The organism is Bacillus atrophaeus (assembly GCF_039519175.1).
GTDB classification, from domain to species: Bacteria; Bacillota; Bacilli; order Bacillales; family Bacillaceae; genus Bacillus; species Bacillus atrophaeus.
On the sequence record NZ_CP154443.1, the window covers coordinates 2,300,220 to 2,314,776 of the forward strand.

Below are 14,557 nucleotides of genomic sequence, written 5' to 3' on the forward strand. Positions count from 1 at the left end.
TCCATCCCCCTCTGTTTAAATATAGCATATTCACACTGGGAGTTTCTTCATGTTTTCATCCGGAATTGAAACTTTGCTGTAGAGACATGCCGTGAAATTGTTTATAATAGTTCAATATGTTTAGAAAAAAGGATTTTCCGCTTCATCATAGAAATGAATGGAAGAGTAAAAAATATAATAACTGACACATTTGCACTGGAGGAATGGGAATGGAAAATCTTCTCCGTCCAATTTACCAAGAAAGAGCAAGTCATCCGAATACATTGGCTGTCATAATGATTGAGAGAAGAAACAAAGCATCTTCCATAACGGATAATTTTGATGCGGCTTTACTTGTTATTGTAAAACAGGCGGAAGAGCCTCTCTTTATAAAGCATTATGAGTTTGAACACCAAACGGCTTCTTTAAATATTGTAACGGACGCACAAGTTCAAGAATGGATTTTGCTCGGAACCAATAGGAGAATCATAGATTGGGTCCTAAATGGGAGAGTCCTTTTTGATCGGAATGAATATATTGTTGAACTGATTGACAGGCTTAATACATTTCCGTTTGCAGAGCGGAAATTAAAAATCGGTCTTGAATACGGAAAGTTAATCAGAAGGTATATAGAAGGCAAAGCCTTTTTTGAAGCGAATCAGTTTTTAGATGCTTACAATGCGGTAGTGCATGCTCTTCATCATTTAGCCCGTATTGAAGTGATTGACAGAGGGTTTCATCCTGAAACAACAGTGTGGAATCAAGTCCGGCAGATGGAGCCGCAGGTATACAAGCTGTACTCTGAACTGATTGAGAGTCATGAAAGCCTGGAAAAAAGGCTTGAATTATTATTCTTAGCAAATGATTTTCTTATTCACTCTAAAGCAGAGATCGGTTCTGCCCATCTATATCAAGTAATGAAGGAAAAAGACATTTGGCAATTCGGAGAGCTTCTACAACATACGGACTTAAAGGATTTCACACCAGACCTTGGCGTTCTGCTTGATTATCTGACTGAAAAAGGTTTTATCGAAGTATGCCAAATAGAGACCAAGAGCCAGGCAATCTATCATCGGGGATATTCTTTTAAAAAAGATGTTGACTCTTTTTCATAGCCATGGTATATTATTAAACGTCGCTGATGCGCTTCTGAAAAAAAGCTCACAGCGGCGGAAAAATAAAATCAAAAAAACATTTGACATAATGATGAGAAAATGTTATATTGATAAAGTCGCTTCGTTGAGAAGTGAGTCATGATCTTTGAAAACTAAACAAGACAAAACGTACCTGTTAATTCAAAGTTTTAACATAAAAATCGCACAGCGATGTGCGTAGTCAGTCAAACTAAGGCCTGCAGATGCAGGTCACGCAGATGTTGCCACAGGATGTGGCGGACTTAATCTGCGATCCATTTATCGGAGAGTTTGATCCTGGCTCAGGACGAACGCTGGCGGCGTGCCTAATACATGCAAGTCGAGCGGACAGATGGGAGCTTGCTCCCTGATGTTAGCGGCGGACGGGTGAGTAACACGTGGGTAACCTGCCTGTAAGACTGGGATAACTCCGGGAAACCGGGGCTAATACCGGATGCTTGTTTGAACCACATGGTTCAAACATAAAAGGTGGCTTCGGCTACCACTTACAGATGGACCCGCGGCGCATTAGCTAGTTGGTGAGGTAATGGCTCACCAAGGCAACGATGCGTAGCCGACCTGAGAGGGTGATCGGCCACACTGGGACTGAGACACGGCCCAGACTCCTACGGGAGGCAGCAGTAGGGAATCTTCCGCAATGGACGAAAGTCTGACGGAGCAACGCCGCGTGAGTGATGAAGGTTTTCGGATCGTAAAGCTCTGTTGTTAGGGAAGAACAAGTGCCGTTCAAATAGGGCGGCACCTTGACGGTACCTAACCAGAAAGCCACGGCTAACTACGTGCCAGCAGCCGCGGTAATACGTAGGTGGCAAGCGTTGTCCGGAATTATTGGGCGTAAAGGGCTCGCAGGCGGTTTCTTAAGTCTGATGTGAAAGCCCCCGGCTCAACCGGGGAGGGTCATTGGAAACTGGGGAACTTGAGTGCAGAAGAGGAGAGTGGAATTCCACGTGTAGCGGTGAAATGCGTAGAGATGTGGAGGAACACCAGTGGCGAAGGCGACTCTCTGGTCTGTAACTGACGCTGAGGAGCGAAAGCGTGGGGAGCGAACAGGATTAGATACCCTGGTAGTCCACGCCGTAAACGATGAGTGCTAAGTGTTAGGGGGTTTCCGCCCCTTAGTGCTGCAGCTAACGCATTAAGCACTCCGCCTGGGGAGTACGGTCGCAAGACTGAAACTCAAAGGAATTGACGGGGGCCCGCACAAGCGGTGGAGCATGTGGTTTAATTCGAAGCAACGCGAAGAACCTTACCAGGTCTTGACATCCTCTGACAACCCTAGAGATAGGGCTTCCCCTTCGGGGGCAGAGTGACAGGTGGTGCATGGTTGTCGTCAGCTCGTGTCGTGAGATGTTGGGTTAAGTCCCGCAACGAGCGCAACCCTTGATCTTAGTTGCCATCATTCAGTTGGGCACTCTAAGGTGACTGCCGGTGACAAACCGGAGGAAGGTGGGGATGACGTCAAATCATCATGCCCCTTATGACCTGGGCTACACACGTGCTACAATGGACAGAACAAAGGGCAGCGAGACCGCGAGGTTAAGCCAATCCCACAAATCTGTTCTCAGTTCGGATCGCAGTCTGCAACTCGACTGCGTGAAGCTGGAATCGCTAGTAATCGCGGATCAGCATGCCGCGGTGAATACGTTCCCGGGCCTTGTACACACCGCCCGTCACACCACGAGAGTTTGTAACACCCGAAGTCGGTGAGGTAACCTTTATGGAGCCAGCCGCCGAAGGTGGGACAGATGATTGGGGTGAAGTCGTAACAAGGTAGCCGTATCGGAAGGTGCGGCTGGATCACCTCCTTTCTAAGGATATTTAACGGAATATAAGACCTTGGGTCTTATAAACAGTACGTTCCCTGTCTTGTTTAGTTTTGAAGGATCATTCGATTCTTCGAGATGTTGTTCTTTGAAAACTAGATAACGATAAGTAAGACATCACATTCAAAAGTAAGACCAAGAATAACTGTAGTGATTCTTTTTTAACGGTTAAGTTAGAAAGGGCGCACGGTGGATGCCTTGGCACTAGGAGCCGATGAAGGACGGGACGAACACCGATATGCTTCGGGGAGCTGTAAGCAAGCTTTGATCCGGAGATTTCCGAATGGGGAAACCCACCACTCGTAATGGAGTGGTATCCATATCTGAATACATAGGATATGAGAAGGCAGACCCGGGGAACTGAAACATCTAAGTACCCGGAGGAAGAGAAAGCAAATGCGATTCCCTGAGTAGCGGCGAGCGAAACGGGATCAGCCCAAACCAAGAGGCTTGCCTCTTGGGGTTGTAGGACACTCTATACGGAGTTACAAAGGAACGAGGTAGATGAAGAGGTCTGGAAAGGCCCGCCATAGCAGGTAACAGCCCTGTAGTCAAAACTTCGTTCTCTCCAGAGTGGATCCTGAGTACGGCGGAACACGTGAAATTCCGTCGGAATCCGGGAGGACCATCTCCCAAGGCTAAATACTCCCTAGTGACCGATAGTGAACCAGTACCGTGAGGGAAAGGTGAAAAGCACCCCGGAAGGGGAGTGAAACAGATCCTGAAACCGTGTGCCTACAAGTAGTCAGAGCCCGTTAACGGGTGATGGCGTGCCTTTTGTAGAATGAACCGGCGAGTTACGATCCCGTGCAAGGTTAAGCAGAAGATGCGGAGCCGCAGCGAAAGCGAGTCTGAATAGGGCGCATGAGTACGTGGTCGTAGACCCGAAACCAGGTGATCTACCCATGTCCAGGGTGAAGTTCAGGTAACACTGAATGGAGGCCCGAACCCACGCACGTTGAAAAGTGCGGGGATGAGGTGTGGGTAGGGGTGAAATGCCAATCGAACCTGGAGATAGCTGGTTCTCTCCGAAATAGCTTTAGGGCTAGCCTTAAGGTAAGAGTCTTGGAGGTAGAGCACTGATTGGACTAGGGGCCCCTACCGGGTTACCGAATTCAGTCAAACTCCGAATGCCAATGACTTATCCTTAGGAGTCAGACTGCGAGTGATAAGATCCGTAGTCGAAAGGGAAACAGCCCAGACCGCCAGCTAAGGTCCCAAAGTATACGTTAAGTGGAAAAGGATGTGGAGTTGCTTAGACAACCAGGATGTTGGCTTAGAAGCAGCCACCATTTAAAGAGTGCGTAATAGCTCACTGGTCGAGTGACTCTGCGCCGAAAATGTACCGGGGCTAAACGTATCACCGAAGCTGCGGACTGTTCTTCGAACAGTGGTAGGAGAGCGTTCTAAGGGCTGTGAAGCCAGACCGGAAGGACTGGTGGAGCGCTTAGAAGTGAGAATGCCGGTATGAGTAGCGAAAGAGGGGTGAGAATCCCCTCCACCGAATGCCTAAGGTTTCCTGAGGAAGGCTCGTCCGCTCAGGGTAAGTCGGGACCTAAGCCGAGGCCGAAAGGCGTAGGCGATGGACAACAGGTTGATATTCCTGTACCACCTCCTCACCATTTGAGCAATGGGGGGACGCAGGAGGATAGGGTAAGCGCGGTATTGGATATCCGCGTCCAAGCAGTTAGGCTGGGAAATAGGCAAATCCGTTTCCCATAAGGCTGAGCTGTGATGGCGAGCGAATTATAGTAGCGAAGTTCCTGATTCCACACTGCCAAGAAAAGCCTCTAGCGAGGTGAGAGGTGCCCGTACCGCAAACCGACACAGGTAGGCGAGGAGAGAATCCTAAGGTGATCGAGAGAACTCTCGTTAAGGAACTCGGCAAAATGACCCCGTAACTTCGGGAGAAGGGGTGCTCTGTTAGGGTGCAAGCCCGAGAGAGCCGCAGTGAATAGGCCCAGGCGACTGTTTAGCAAAAACACAGGTCTCTGCGAAGCCGTAAGGCGAAGTATAGGGGCTGACGCCTGCCCGGTGCTGGAAGGTTAAGAGGAGCGCTTAGCGTAAGCGAAGGTGCGAATTGAAGCCCCAGTAAACGGCGGCCGTAACTATAACGGTCCTAAGGTAGCGAAATTCCTTGTCGGGTAAGTTCCGACCCGCACGAAAGGCGCAACGATCTGGGCACTGTCTCAACGAGAGACTCGGTGAAATTATAGTACCTGTGAAGATGCAGGTTACCCGCGACAGGACGGAAAGACCCCGTGGAGCTTTACTGCAGCCTGATATTGAATGTTGGTACAGCTTGTACAGGATAGGTAGGAGCCTTGGAAACCGGAGCGCCAGCTTCGGTGGAGGCATCGGTGGGATACTACCCTGGCTGTATTGACCTTCTAACCCGCCGCCCTTATCGGGCGGGGAGACAGTGTCAGGTGGGCAGTTTGACTGGGGCGGTCGCCTCCTAAAGAGTAACGGAGGCGCCCAAAGGTTCCCTCAGAATGGTTGGAAATCATTCGCAGAGTGTAAAGGCACAAGGGAGCTTGACTGCGAGACCTACAAGTCGAGCAGGGACGAAAGTCGGGCTTAGTGATCCGGTGGTTCCGCATGGAAGGGCCATCGCTCAACGGATAAAAGCTACCCCGGGGATAACAGGCTTATCTCCCCCAAGAGTCCACATCGACGGGGAGGTTTGGCACCTCGATGTCGGCTCATCGCATCCTGGGGCTGTAGTCGGTCCCAAGGGTTGGGCTGTTCGCCCATTAAAGCGGTACGCGAGCTGGGTTCAGAACGTCGTGAGACAGTTCGGTCCCTATCCGTCGCGGGCGCAGGAAATTTGAGAGGAGCTGTCCTTAGTACGAGAGGACCGGGATGGACGCACCGCTGGTGTACCAGTTGTTCTGCCAAGGGCATCGCTGGGTAGCTATGTGCGGACGGGATAAGTGCTGAAAGCATCTAAGCATGAAGCCCCCCTCAAGATGAGATTTCCCATTCCGCAAGGAAGTAAGATCCCTGAAAGATGATCAGGTTGATAGGTCTGAGGTGGAAGTGTGGCGACACATGGAGCTGACAGATACTAATCGATCGAGGACTTAACCACACTTTTGAATTAGTGCTTACGCGTTATCTAGTTTTGAGAGAATAATTTTTAAAAAATCTCTTGCTTTTTCTGAAATACATAGTATAATGATATTTGTCACTAAAATGTCTGGTGATGATGGCGAAGAGGTCACACCCGTTCCCATACCGAACACGGTAGTTAAGCTCTTCAGCGCCGATGGTAGTCGGGGGCTTCCCCCTGTGAGAGTAGGACATCGCCAGGCAGACTTCATTCCGCAGTAGCTCAGTGGTAGAGCTATCGGCTGTTAACCGATCGGTCGTAGGTTCGAGTCCTACCTGCGGAGCCATTAATGGAGAGCTGTCCGAGTGGCCGAAGGAGCACGATTGGAAATCGTGTAGGCGGTAACCCCGTCTCAAGGGTTCGAATCCCTTGCTCTCCGCCACTATTATTTATACATATTTCAAATGAATCAATCAGGGCCCGTTGGTCAAGCGGTTAAGACACCGCCCTTTCACGGCGGTAACACGGGTTCGAATCCCGTACGGGTCATTAAAATGATGGAGGATTAGCTCAGCTGGGAGAGCATCTGCCTTACAAGCAGAGGGTCGGCGGTTCGAGCCCGTCATCCTCCACCATCATTATCGCGGGGTGGAGCAGTTCGGTAGCTCGTCGGGCTCATAACCCGAAGGTCGCAGGTTCAAATCCTGCCCCCGCAACCAATTTTTAAAATCAGTACTCAGAACAGAGTGCATTAAAATGGTCCGGTAGTTCAGTTGGTTAGAATGCCTGCCTGTCACGCAGGAGGTCGCGGGTTCGAGTCCCGTCCGGACCGCCATTTTTAAAAAAGTTTGGCTCGGTAGCTCAGTTGGTAGAGCAACGGACTGAAAATCCGTGTGTCGGCGGTTCGATTCCGTCCCGAGCCACCACCTATGCCGGTGTAGCTCAATTGGTAGAGCAACTGACTTGTAATCAGTAGGTTGGGGGTTCAAGTCCTCTTGCCGGCACTGTGTTTTTTATAAGATGGAGGGGTAGCGAAGTGGCTAAACGCGGCGGACTGTAAATCCGCTCCCTCAGGGTTCGGCAGTTCGAATCTGCCCCCCTCCACCATTTTTATTCTAGGGGCATAGTTTAAAGGTAGAACAGAGGTCTCCAAAACCTCCGGTGTGGGTTCAATTCCTACTGCCCCTGCCACTATATAATTCATCTTAAGACTATGGCGGTTGTGGCGAAGTGGTTAACGCACCAGATTGTGGCTCTGGCACTCGTGGGTTCGATTCCCATCAATCGCCCCATATTATCATTGGGCTATAGCCAAGCGGTAAGGCAACGGACTTTGACTCCGTCATGCGTTGGTTCGAATCCAGCTAGCCCAGTTGTATTTTTAAAACCAACTGCATATGTTATTATAAGTTCTTTAAATGCGGAAGTAGTTCAGTGGTAGAACATCACCTTGCCAAGGTGGGGGTCGCGGGTTCGAATCCCGTCTTCCGCTCCAATTATGGCGGCATAGCCAAGTGGTAAGGCAGAGGTCTGCAAAACCTTTATCCCCGGTTCAAATCCGGGTGTCGCCTTTCTTTGCCGGGGTGGTGGAATTGGCAGACACACAGGACTTAAAATCCTGCGGTAGGTGACTACCGTGCCGGTTCAAGTCCGGCCCTCGGCACCAATTTAACTTAATAAATGTTAAATTGGTTTGCAGCATTTTTGCTATCGAACTTAAACGTATACCTTATATAAAGAGTGATCTACTAACTGTAGATTACTCTTTTTTGTTAGATTTTATTGGTACTATAAAGGCATTTATCAGCGCCTAACAGCAGCGTGGACTTTTCTTTCTTAATGATTTTCGTTGGGAAAGAAAGGTTTTTCTTTATTTCATATAATTACATTCTAAGCTTTAACTTATTTGCAAAATGAGATATAAAGATAAAAGGGGATTAGTCAGTGAGCAGCACAAAACGATGTACTTTGAAGGGATGAAAATTACGTTAGATAGCATATATGTTTCTAAATAGGATGATTCCCCATATTGCGATGAAAGTATCGAATATAGGGCATAATCACTTTACCGTAAGTCCTCACCAGGCAGCTATTATTCCTAACATGTAAAGTGAGCTTTAGCAAAATATCTGAAATCAAAGAGGTTGAGATTAGTTGGAGTAATAATGCAAATCCTTTTTCGTATTATTCTAAAGAAAAGGAGTTTAAAGAAACCGTGATGTTGAGTTAATAGAAGATTCGAGAAATACTTTTTTTAAAAATCTATTGACTCTCTGGATAATGCATGATATATTTATATTCGTCGGTTACATACGAATTGTAAACGGACATTATACTTGCCGGTGTGGCGGAATTGGCAGACGCGCACGACTCAAAATCGTGTTCCTTCTGGAGTGTCGGTTCGACCCCGACCACCGGTATAAAAATGAAAAAAGACGGTATTTCAGAAAATGAAATACCGTCTTTTTTTATGGTTTTAAAAGAACTTTGATTGCCCCGTCTGTTTTGGTGTCAAATACTTCGTAGCCTTTTTTAGCTTGGTCTAGGGGTAAGACATGTGTAATGATATCGCCGGGATCGACTTTGCCTTCTGCAATTAAATTGTATAGGTAAGGCATGTAATGGATAACCGGCGCTTGTCCTGTTCTGATATTGACGTTCCTTTGAAAAATGTCTCCAAAAGGGAAAGCATTGTATCTCATGCCGTATGCTCCGGTTACTTGAATGGTGCCGCATTTACGGACAGCTTGAGAAGCCATGACGAGTGCGCCCATTGAACCGCCGTGAAGCTTTAATCCTGTGGCGAGAAATTCAAGCGGCGACATTTTTCCGTCCATCCCGACACAGTCGATAACCACATCGGCTCCGCCCTGCGTGATTTCTTTCAGATAGCTTCCCGTGTTTTGTTCGTTTTCGAAATTTACGATCTCTACGTTATTTGTCCGTTTTGCATGCTGAAGGCGGTAGTCAATATAGTCGACAGCTATGACTCTTTCAGCACCCTTCAGCCAGGCGAATTTTTGCGCTAGGAGCCCGACCGGACCGCATCCGAGTATAATCACGGTATCTCCCTTTTTCATTCCGGCGTTATCCACGCTCCAATAGGCTGTGGACATGGCATCTGAGAGCAGGACTAATTTTTCATCTTCTACTTCACAGTCATCAGGGATGCGGAAGGGGGTGAAATTGGCGTATGGCACACGCATATATTCAGCTTGTCCGCCCGGATAGCCGCCGGTTGTGTCGGAGTATCCGAAATATGCGCCCATTTCTCCATTGGCGTTTGAGTTGTCACATTGGCTTTCTAACTGATTTTTACAAAAAAAACATTCACCACAGCTCACATTAAACGGGATGATGACGCGGTCGCCTTTTTTTACTTTATGGACGTCAGGACCCGCTTCTTCAACGATTCCCATCGGTTCGTGACCAATAATATAGTCTTCCGGAAAATTTGGTATCATACCGTGAATTAAGTGTAAATCTGATCCGCAAATCGCTGTAGTCGTTAATTTAACAATGATATCGTCTGATTTTTTGATTTCGGGGGCTTTCACTTCTTTGACTCGTATATCTTTAATCCCTTGATACGTCACTGCTTTCATTCAACATGTCTCCTCTGGCTGTCTAGTTATCGGGTGTGGCAAATGTTCCAAGCCGGTTCGTATTGTCGGGAAATAGCTTCAAACCGGCAATATCAATCGCTGTTTGGGCTGATTTCATATCCAATTGAAATTGTTTGTCCGTATCAGCGGGATGAAGCCACCCTTTTTCAATCATGAGGCTGGATAGTTCCCCGTGTAAGTGAATGGCGGCATCTAATTGATGGCGCAGTGCGGCTCTTAGTTCAGGGCTTGCCGTTTCTGTGATGGCTGCCGCGTAATTTCTGACTCCGGTTTTTACTGAGATTAAGAAATCGAGAGCCAGTGCGGAATCAGCAAGATCAGGCATTCCTTTCGCGTTTTGGGGATCTAAGTAATCGTTCAATGAAGGTTACCTCCGTTTCTCGTTGGGGCTTTTGTATATAAAGCTTGCAGCTCAGTAATATCTTTTATCGATTGCTGCACGTCTTTTTCCATGAGTGCTCTCAGTTCTTGATCAAACACAAGTCCCTGCATCATTTTTGACTTCAATAAGCAGACGGTTTTAAAATTAAGGATTTCATGTGTTTCCATTGTTTCGTGGTTTGCCAAACGGTCTTGTGCCATACAACGTTCACCTCCCGGATTCCCGTGTATTCTTTCCTTGTTTAAACCATTTATACAAAATAAAAATGATCCCGAACCATATGGGATCATTTCTTCATTCTGCGTATCGGCTGATGAGCTGATCTAGTCTGTCTGCCAGTCTGTCTGTGCCGGCTTCTAATTCATTTTCACTAAAGTAAACCTCTGTCAGCCGCTCACCATCGTTATACATTTCTTCAAGCCAGCCCGCAAGGCCTCTCGCTTTCCGATCTACTTCTAGAATAAGCTCTAGACCGTCTTCGTGGAGGTGAAATACGGCTTCCAGTTCATCGAGCAGCCCTTTGTAAGGTCCGGAATGCGGGATAAATTCAGATTCCTGCACAAATGGCAGACGCCGGCGGAAATAGGGGGCATGTTCACAGTCCGCCTCATGGAGCCTAAAGCCAATTTCCTGCAGGGCTTGTAATACATTGTTCATCCAAGGGTGGAGATTGACGTGAAACGAATCATAGTCTGATTTATCGATGCCGCCTTCAATATCTAAATCAGTCATGAGAAATACTTTTGTCTTGCCGATAGTAACGGGTGTATCAAGCGGCAGCCGGCAGCTGAATGAAAAAACTTTTTCTTCCCCGGCACCTATCATAAATTCATTTGCCACCCGATGGGAGGTCACAGTTTTATATTTTGTCTCTGCTTTATCATCTTCTTGAATGTTATACTTTGTTTTAACAATGACTTCAATATGACGGATTTGCTGTTCAATACTTCCGCCTTTGACACGGACAGTGCCTCTTACCATTTCTCCGGGACTATAATTTGACTTATGTAAAATCGTATCCACTTTTGCTGCTCCGATTCCTGCGCTTGCAGCCAGTTTCTTAAAAAATGACATGTGTTTAAGGCTCCTTTTCTTATCATATGGAAAGACATTTATTATACGGTCTGTATATCTGTGGGGATTCATTTATTTTAAATGAAGGAGATGTTGCTTTGTGAAACAAATTATAGCTATGGGCGGAGGCGGCTTTTCGATGGAGCCGGATCATCTGCTACTTGATCAATATCTTTTGGAGCAAACAAAAAAATCTGCACCGCGGGTATGTTTTTTGCCGACTGCGAGCGGTGATTCCGAAAGCTATATTCAGCGGTTTTATCATGCATTTCAAAAGCTTGAGTGTATGCCGGACCATTTATCCTTGTTTAAACCGCCTTCAACAGATCTGGCTTCATTTATATGTGAACAGGATATTGTATACGTCGGCGGCGGAAATACCCGGAATTTACTTGTGCTTTGGAAAGAATGGGGATTAGATCATATATTGCGTGAGGCGTGGGAGAGAGGCGTTATTTTATCAGGATTAAGCGCCGGAGCCATTTGCTGGTTTAAAGAGGGCGTGACGGACTCGATGAATGGCCCGTTAACAGGCCTGAATGGCTTAGGGTTTTTACAAGGGAGTTTTTGTCCTCATTATGATGGAGAGAAGGAGAGGAGACCGGCGTTTCACAGGCTTATTTCAGAAAAGTCTTTGAGCGAAGGCTATGCAGCGGATGATGGAGCGGCCTTGCACTTTATAGGAGATCAACTGTTTCAGGTTGTGAGTTCAAGAGCTGGCGCACAGGCATATCGGGTGACAGTGCATGAGAATGAAATAACTGAAATTTCATTGCCGGTTCATCACTTAAGTTGAATTAGCTGAATATTTTCTACATTTCTCTTTCTTCGATTCTGTATTTATGATAAGATGAAAGCGAAATCAATAGTTACTGGGGGTGCCCGTCTGACGGGCTGAGAGAGAAGTGTTTGCTTCTTAACCCTTTGGACCTGATCTGGTTCGTACCAGCGTGGGGAAGTAGAGGAATTGTTTTTATTATTGTTTTTTTGGGCAATAATATATTTCTTTATGACTGACTGCCAAACCGGGTTCTTACATATGAGCGCGGTTTTTTTGTGCTGGTGCTAAAGCTTGGTTGGTCCTTTCAAACTTATAGAGGGGGAAGGATTATTCATGCAAAACAATTCAGTACAGCAAGCTAACATTTCCATTATGTCGAGTTTTTCCGGAAGCAAAAAAGTATATGTGGAGGGTTCTTCACCGGACATCCAAGTGCCGATGAGAGAAATCGGCTTGAGTCCGACCACTGGATCGTTCGGCGAGGAAGAAAATGCGCCGGTTCGTGTATATGATACGAGCGGCCCTTATACTGATCCTAATCAACAGATTAATATTCATGACGGCTTGCAGCCACTGCGCCATGAGTGGATTTCAGTGCGTGGTGATGTGGAAGAATATGAGGGACGAGCCATTAAACCGGAAGACAACGGCTATAAAAAAGCAAATCAAAATGAAAGCTATCCAGGATTAAAACGAAATCCGCTTCGGGCTAAAACGGGAAAAAATGTGACTCAAATGCATTATGCGAAAAAAGGCATCATTACACCGGAAATGGAGTTTATCGCGATTCGTGAGCATGTGTCTCCGGAATTTGTGAGAGATGAAGTGGCAAGTGGACGTGCGATCATTCCTTCCAATGTGAATCACCCTGAAAGCGAGCCGATGATTATCGGGCGGAATTTCCATGTGAAAATCAATGCGAACATCGGGAATTCTGCGGTCACTTCGTCAATTGAAGAAGAAGTCGAAAAGATGACATGGGCGATTCGCTGGGGAGCGGATACGATGATGGATCTTTCTACCGGGAAGGATATTCACACGACTCGTGAATGGATCATCCGCAATTGCCCGGTGCCGGTGGGAACAGTGCCGATTTACCAGGCCCTTGAAAAGGTGAATGGGGTTGCTGAGGATTTAACGTGGGAAGTGTATCGCGATACATTGATTGAACAGGCGGAACAAGGTGTTGATTACTTTACCATTCATGCGGGAGTCTTGCTTCGATATGTGCCTTTAACCGCAAAGCGTACAACGGGTATAGTATCACGCGGAGGGGCAATTATGGCGCAATGGTGTCTGGCCCATCATCAAGAAAGTTTCTTATACACTCATTTTGAAGAGATTTGTGAAATTATGAAGGCTTACGATATTGCTTTCTCCCTCGGTGACGGTCTGCGTCCTGGTTCGATTGCGGATGCGAATGATGAAGCGCAGTTTGCGGAGCTGGAGACGCTTGGAGAACTGACGCAAATTGCGTGGAAGCATGATGTACAGGTGATGATTGAAGGGCCTGGCCATGTGCCGATGCATAAAATCAAAGAGAACGTCGATAAACAAATGGAAATCTGTAAAGAAGCGCCTTTTTACACGTTAGGACCGCTGACGACGGATATTGCACCGGGCTATGACCACATTACATCAGCCATCGGAGCGGCGATGATCGGCTGGTACGGGACTGCGATGCTGTGCTATGTCACGCCGAAAGAGCATTTGGGGCTGCCAAATCGCGATGATGTGAGAGAAGGGGTAATTACTTATAAAATTGCAGCTCATGCGGCTGATCTTGCAAAAGGGCATCCGGGAGCACAAATGCGCGATGACGCCCTTTCAAAAGCGCGCTTTGAATTCCGCTGGCGTGATCAGTTTAACCTTTCCCTCGATCCTGAAAGGGCGATTGAATATCATGATGAAACATTGCCTGCGGAAGGAGCAAAGACGGCTCATTTCTGTTCGATGTGCGGACCGAAGTTTTGCAGTATGAGAATTTCACAGGATATTCGGGATTATGCGAAGGAAAATAATCTTAATGAATCTGAAGCTATAGATGAAGGATTAAAAGAAAAGGCAAAAGAGTTCGTAGAGACGGGAAGCAATTTATATCAATAAAAGGCGGCAGATGAAGATGGAGTTTTAAGCATCTTCATCTGTTTTTTTATTGTGTCCGAACCATAAATGGTAAGCGTAGCCGGACCCCTTTGATGAAATGATTGGCCATAAGGTTTGTATTTAAGGTGCCGCTGTCTCAAATTATAGTTGACAGGTAGGTATAGTGTGAATTAAGATGATGAATAAATATTTCCATATGCAAGCTGATCGGATCACCGAAGGCCCTTATCTTTTGTCATAGATAAGGGCCTTTTTGTATCTGATAAGCGGGCATGCGTGGAATCGGGAGGAGTTTGTCATGGGAGTTAAAAAATATGTGCCGGCAGGGCGGAAAAAACCGAAAAAACGAAAAAAATATAAGAAACAAACGTTAAGTTTGGAGTTGCTTATTGAAAAAAACAAATGGGAGATTCTGAATAATGAACATCAGATGGAGGAGATTTATATGAAAATTGATGAAAAACATGCAGGAACCAGATAAGTGTCTTTTATTTTGAGGCAAATGCATTTTTCAATTCAAACCGTTAAATGAGAATATCTTTTGAATGAAAAAAAACCGCTGATCACGTTGTCAGCG

8 protein-coding genes, 16 tRNA genes, 3 rRNA genes and 1 riboswitch are annotated in these 14,557 nt (G+C 46.6%); of the genes, 23 read left to right on the forward strand and 4 right to left on the reverse strand.

Annotated features, from left to right (window positions below; all coding sequences use genetic code 11):
* The first annotated feature begins 209 nt into the window (after positions 1–209).
* From AAHT65_RS11535 to AAHT65_RS11630, 20 genes are all read left to right on the forward strand, one after another.
* Positions 210–1,094, forward strand: a complete 885-nt coding sequence (locus AAHT65_RS11535) for a nucleotidyltransferase-like protein (RefSeq protein ID WP_343310259.1) — start codon at positions 210–212, stop codon at positions 1,092–1,094.
* A 297-nt stretch (positions 1,095–1,391) separates the two neighbouring features.
* A 16S ribosomal RNA gene (locus tag AAHT65_RS11540) occupies positions 1,392–2,941 on the forward strand.
* Between the two features lie 181 nt (positions 2,942–3,122).
* Positions 3,123–6,050: ribosomal RNA gene (locus AAHT65_RS11545) — 23S ribosomal RNA — on the forward strand.
* 107 nt (positions 6,051–6,157) lie between these two features.
* Positions 6,158–6,273, forward strand: a 5S ribosomal RNA gene (rrf, locus tag AAHT65_RS11550).
* Together the 16S, 23S and 5S rRNA genes with 15 tRNA genes alongside form the textbook arrangement of a ribosomal RNA operon.
* Positions 6,274–6,282: 9 nt before the next feature.
* Positions 6,283–6,357 (forward strand) — tRNA-Asn (locus AAHT65_RS11555).
* A 5-nt stretch (positions 6,358–6,362) separates the two neighbouring features.
* Positions 6,363–6,453: transfer RNA gene (locus tag AAHT65_RS11560), tRNA-Ser, on the forward strand.
* 35 nt (positions 6,454–6,488) lie between these two features.
* A tRNA-Glu gene (locus AAHT65_RS11565) sits at positions 6,489–6,560 on the forward strand.
* Between the two features lie 10 nt (positions 6,561–6,570).
* Positions 6,571–6,646 (forward strand) — tRNA-Val (locus AAHT65_RS11570).
* Between the two features lie 7 nt (positions 6,647–6,653).
* A tRNA-Met gene (locus AAHT65_RS11575) sits at positions 6,654–6,730 on the forward strand.
* Between the two features lie 39 nt (positions 6,731–6,769).
* Positions 6,770–6,846 (forward strand) — tRNA-Asp (locus AAHT65_RS11580).
* A gap of 15 nt (positions 6,847–6,861) precedes the next feature.
* Positions 6,862–6,937 (forward strand) — tRNA-Phe (locus tag AAHT65_RS11585).
* A 5-nt stretch (positions 6,938–6,942) separates the two neighbouring features.
* Positions 6,943–7,015 (forward strand) — tRNA-Thr (locus tag AAHT65_RS11590).
* An 18-nt stretch (positions 7,016–7,033) separates the two neighbouring features.
* Positions 7,034–7,118: transfer RNA gene (locus tag AAHT65_RS11595), tRNA-Tyr, on the forward strand.
* Positions 7,119–7,128: 10 nt separating this feature from the next.
* A tRNA-Trp gene (locus tag AAHT65_RS11600) sits at positions 7,129–7,202 on the forward strand.
* Between the two features lie 25 nt (positions 7,203–7,227).
* Positions 7,228–7,303 (forward strand) — tRNA-His (locus AAHT65_RS11605).
* 9 nt (positions 7,304–7,312) lie between these two features.
* Positions 7,313–7,384, forward strand: a tRNA-Gln gene (locus AAHT65_RS11610).
* Between the two features lie 47 nt (positions 7,385–7,431).
* Positions 7,432–7,506, forward strand: a tRNA-Gly gene (locus tag AAHT65_RS11615).
* 5 nt (positions 7,507–7,511) lie between these two features.
* Positions 7,512–7,582 (forward strand) — tRNA-Cys (locus AAHT65_RS11620).
* A 6-nt stretch (positions 7,583–7,588) separates the two neighbouring features.
* Positions 7,589–7,677: transfer RNA gene (locus AAHT65_RS11625), tRNA-Leu, on the forward strand.
* Positions 7,678–8,349: 672 nt separating this feature from the next.
* Positions 8,350–8,431, forward strand: a tRNA-Leu gene (locus tag AAHT65_RS11630).
* A 48-nt stretch (positions 8,432–8,479) separates the two neighbouring features.
* On the opposite strand, the gene AAHT65_RS11635 is transcribed toward AAHT65_RS11630, so the two are convergent.
* The 4 genes from AAHT65_RS11635 to AAHT65_RS11650 all read right to left on the reverse strand — a co-directional run bounded on the left by AAHT65_RS11635 (position 8,480) and on the right by AAHT65_RS11650 (position 11,093).
* A complete protein-coding gene (locus AAHT65_RS11635) occupies positions 8,480–9,616 on the reverse strand; it encodes a zinc-dependent alcohol dehydrogenase (protein WP_199680577.1) in 1,137 nt (378 codons plus the stop codon).
* A 22-nt stretch (positions 9,617–9,638) separates the two neighbouring features.
* The gene (locus tag AAHT65_RS11640; RefSeq protein ID WP_081112778.1) at positions 9,639–9,998 is read right to left on the reverse strand and encodes a spore coat protein; all 360 of its coding nucleotides are present in this window, start codon (positions 9,996–9,998) and stop codon (positions 9,639–9,641) included.
* Complete coding sequence (locus AAHT65_RS11645; RefSeq protein ID WP_035175039.1) at positions 9,995–10,219, reverse strand: hypothetical protein; 225 nt, start codon at positions 10,217–10,219, stop codon at positions 9,995–9,997. The genes AAHT65_RS11640 and AAHT65_RS11645 overlap by 4 nt, the downstream gene beginning before the upstream one ends.
* A 94-nt stretch (positions 10,220–10,313) precedes the next feature.
* Positions 10,314–11,093 (reverse strand): sporulation protein, encoded by a 780-nt coding sequence (locus AAHT65_RS11650; protein WP_343310260.1) that lies wholly within the window; start codon positions 11,091–11,093, stop codon positions 10,314–10,316.
* A gap of 100 nt (positions 11,094–11,193) precedes the next feature.
* Here AAHT65_RS11650 and AAHT65_RS11655 point away from each other — a divergent pair, with 100 nt between their 5' ends.
* From AAHT65_RS11655 to AAHT65_RS11665, 3 genes are all read left to right on the forward strand, one after another.
* Positions 11,194–11,889, forward strand: coding sequence for a Type 1 glutamine amidotransferase-like domain-containing protein (locus tag AAHT65_RS11655; RefSeq protein ID WP_199680573.1), 696 nt, complete (start codon positions 11,194–11,196; stop codon positions 11,887–11,889).
* A 68-nt stretch (positions 11,890–11,957) separates the two neighbouring features.
* Positions 11,958–12,067, forward strand: a riboswitch (TPP riboswitch).
* 140 nt (positions 12,068–12,207) lie between these two features.
* The gene (thiC, locus tag AAHT65_RS11660) at positions 12,208–13,980 is read left to right on the forward strand and encodes a phosphomethylpyrimidine synthase ThiC (RefSeq protein ID WP_343310261.1); all 1,773 of its coding nucleotides are present in this window, start codon (positions 12,208–12,210) and stop codon (positions 13,978–13,980) included.
* A gap of 298 nt (positions 13,981–14,278) precedes the next feature.
* Entirely contained in the window at positions 14,279–14,461 is a 183-nt protein-coding gene (locus AAHT65_RS11665) for an FbpB family small basic protein (protein ID WP_010788025.1), read from the forward strand.
* Positions 14,462–14,557 lie beyond the last annotated feature (96 nt).

Bases quoted from the DNA above. Each gene is read 5' to 3' on its own strand.
- AAHT65_RS11535 (WP_343310259.1), top strand. From the start codon at position 210: ATGGAAAATCTTCTCCGTCCAATTTACCAAGAAAGAGCAAGTCATCCG.
- AAHT65_RS11645 (WP_035175039.1), bottom strand. From the start codon at position 10,219: ATGGCACAAGACCGTTTGGCAAACCACGAAACAATGGAAACACATGAA.
- thiC (WP_343310261.1), top strand. From the start codon at position 12,208: ATGCAAAACAATTCAGTACAGCAAGCTAACATTTCCATTATGTCGAGT.
- AAHT65_RS11665 (WP_010788025.1), top strand. From the start codon at position 14,279: ATGGGAGTTAAAAAATATGTGCCGGCAGGGCGGAAAAAACCGAAAAAA.
- AAHT65_RS11635 (WP_199680577.1), bottom strand. From the start codon at position 9,616: ATGAAAGCAGTGACGTATCAAGGGATTAAAGATATACGAGTCAAAGAA.
- AAHT65_RS11650 (WP_343310260.1), bottom strand. From the start codon at position 11,093: ATGTCATTTTTTAAGAAACTGGCTGCAAGCGCAGGAATCGGAGCAGCA.